The 2,170-nt window shown below is 35.4% G+C and carries 4 protein-coding genes; 3 read left to right on the top strand and 1 reads right to left on the bottom strand.

Going from position 1 to position 2,170, the window contains the following annotated elements; translation table 11 throughout:
- From A3SI_RS16510 to A3SI_RS16505, 3 genes are all read left to right on the top strand, one after another.
- A partial coding sequence (locus tag A3SI_RS16510) for a DsbA family protein (protein ID WP_009057757.1) occupies positions 1 to 186 on the top strand: 186 nt, incomplete at its 5' end.
- Positions 187 to 223: 37 nt separating this feature from the next.
- Complete coding sequence (locus tag A3SI_RS18605; RefSeq protein ID WP_202946887.1) at positions 224 to 535, top strand: hypothetical protein; 312 nt, start codon at positions 224 to 226, stop codon at positions 533 to 535.
- A 265-nt stretch (positions 536 to 800) separates the two neighbouring features.
- Positions 801 to 1,796: a hypothetical protein gene (locus A3SI_RS16505; protein ID WP_009057755.1), complete on the top strand. Its 996-nt coding sequence runs from the start codon at positions 801 to 803 to the stop codon at positions 1,794 to 1,796.
- A 201-nt stretch (positions 1,797 to 1,997) separates the two neighbouring features.
- Here A3SI_RS16505 and A3SI_RS23425 read toward each other — a convergent pair whose 3' ends face one another.
- Entirely contained in the window at positions 1,998 to 2,135 is a 138-nt protein-coding gene (locus A3SI_RS23425; RefSeq protein WP_394330394.1) for a transposase domain-containing protein, read from the bottom strand.
- Between the last annotated feature and the right edge of the window lie 35 nt (positions 2,136 to 2,170).

The raw sequence follows: 2,170 nt of genomic DNA, 5'->3' as shown, positions 1-2,170 counted from the left end.
GAGTATGAAGCTTTTGCGGCCAAATACCCTATGAACGGAGAACTGAAAACTCAGGAATCCCGCACACAAGACATGCTAAATTGGTGCGAACAGGAAAATATCAGTTACACACCCACCATCTTTATCAATGGGCATGAATTACCTAAAGCTTACAGTATAGAAGATCTAAAATATATTCTGGTATAAAAAAACACCATTTTGTGATAAAAAATATTCAATCGCGATGAATGGTCAGATGCTTCGGCTGACCTTAATGTCCGGGGAGTCTAATATTCAAAAAAATCCAAAGAAAATGAAAAAGTTCAGCTTAGAAATGTTAAGACTTACTTCAGATGAGGTATTGGGAAGAAGTCAGATGAAGAAAATTACTGGGGGGTATGGTACTTCCGGTACTTGTGGTTTTATAACGTCAAGTGGGAGTAGTTTCTGCGGGGTAAATAAAAGTGTTGCAATGCGCAATGCTGGTTCTGGTGGGAGATGGTGTTGTGATTCCTGCGGTTCTACAGAATACTGTGGATCTAACAGTGGCTGGTAATTTAATCTATTTTCTTTTAACAGGGTTGCTCTCATAGCAGGCAGCCCTTATTTGAAATTCTTTATTCTTATGCATAATTATATAAAATGGCTAACATTAGGGGTTTTATTGAGCTTTTCATGTAATCAAAACAAGAAAGGAAATGATAGCATTGATACTCTTAATTTGCTAAATAGAAATGTTTCTTTCATAAAAGAAGATAGTATTAGCATTGAATTTCTCGGAAAATTAACTTTTCACGACATACATCCAATAAACCAAAAAGTTGTATTTACAGATTTTTTTAGAATCTTCTGAAAAAATCTATATTGCAAATTTTGATGGAGAAATAGAAAGCGAGTTTTCGAAATTTGGAGATATTCCTGATTCTTATGGAATTTTATTGAGTACAATTAGGTTTGAAGGGGATGGGGCAATTTTAATTTATGGTTCAAATGGGTTTTTTAAATATAGTTACTACGGTGAGACAATCAATCGTCAAAAGCTGAAAAATTACGAAATGCCAGACAGGTCCTTTAAAACCATGGGGCGCGGAATGGAGGCTGTCGGGAATCGATATTTATACATTAATCAAGAGTTTCCTCCAAACAGGGATTATTCCAAAAAAAGTTTTTTATATGATCTACATTTATTAAAATGGCTATACCCAGATTCGGGAGAAATAGAGCCATTTATACAATTTCCTGAATACAGTCTTTTTCGTAATGGGAAATTATTTTTCAGAAGCGCGTGGGATCCTGCCTTTCATGTCGAAGATGGGTACATTTATGTAGTCTTTGGTTTGGAACCTGTAATTTATGTTTACCAAGATACTTTTCCCTACAATTTAGTTTCTGAATTGCCAATTCAATTTAAAGAGTTCCGAAATTTCACAGGTACTGATGATTTTACTTTTGAAATTGAAGCGTTTTTTGACAGATTTAGATCAGCATTTGTTGAAAATATTAAAAAAATTGATGATTTATTTGTTATTGCATACTTTCCTGGGTATGATCAACAAGATTTATCAGAGAGTAACGAAAATAAATCCCCACAAGAGCGTGAAGCTTTTTTAGAGAAAATAGCAAAGAAATATCCTAATAGAATTGCTATCGTTGATTCAACTGGCAATGTTATCAACGATTTTGTGCCTGAAGGTCTTGAGCCAAGTAGCATGTTGGTCCGAGATGGACAGCTTTGGATGATGGAGAAGCCTAATGAAGAAGAAGAGCAAGATTATTTTAGGTTGTTCAGAGTTGGGTTAAAAATTGAAAATCAATGAGAGTCTTAATGGAATAGCCTAAAATTTCACAATTTTTTTTTATTCAATATTCTATAAAATAACTTGAAACCCTCCTTCCCCTTCTACAAACAAGCCGACACAAAGCACTGTGGTCCTACCTGTTTGCGCATCATTGGCAAGCACTATGGCAAGCTGATATCCCTAAAAGAAAGTATCCGTTCGACGAACTACGTATTGGATTTATAATTGGCCTCTGTACTTGGCCCAGTTAGAAGGCAGTAGCTTGAAGATTTCCTTATGCATGATTCCCTGTACGCGATCAAAAATATCACTTAGCCACTCTCTTTCATCGACACCATTTCGCTTACAGCTTGCCATAAAGGAGTACATGGCAGCATTTTCGACTAAATTAT

Origin of the sequence: Nitritalea halalkaliphila LW7 (assembly GCF_000265075.1) — a bacterium.
Taxonomy (GTDB): domain Bacteria; phylum Bacteroidota; class Bacteroidia; order Cytophagales; family Cyclobacteriaceae; genus Nitritalea; species Nitritalea halalkaliphila.
The sequence above is the reverse complement of the archived record's forward strand: the minus strand, read 5'-3'. Positions and strand labels throughout refer to the sequence as shown.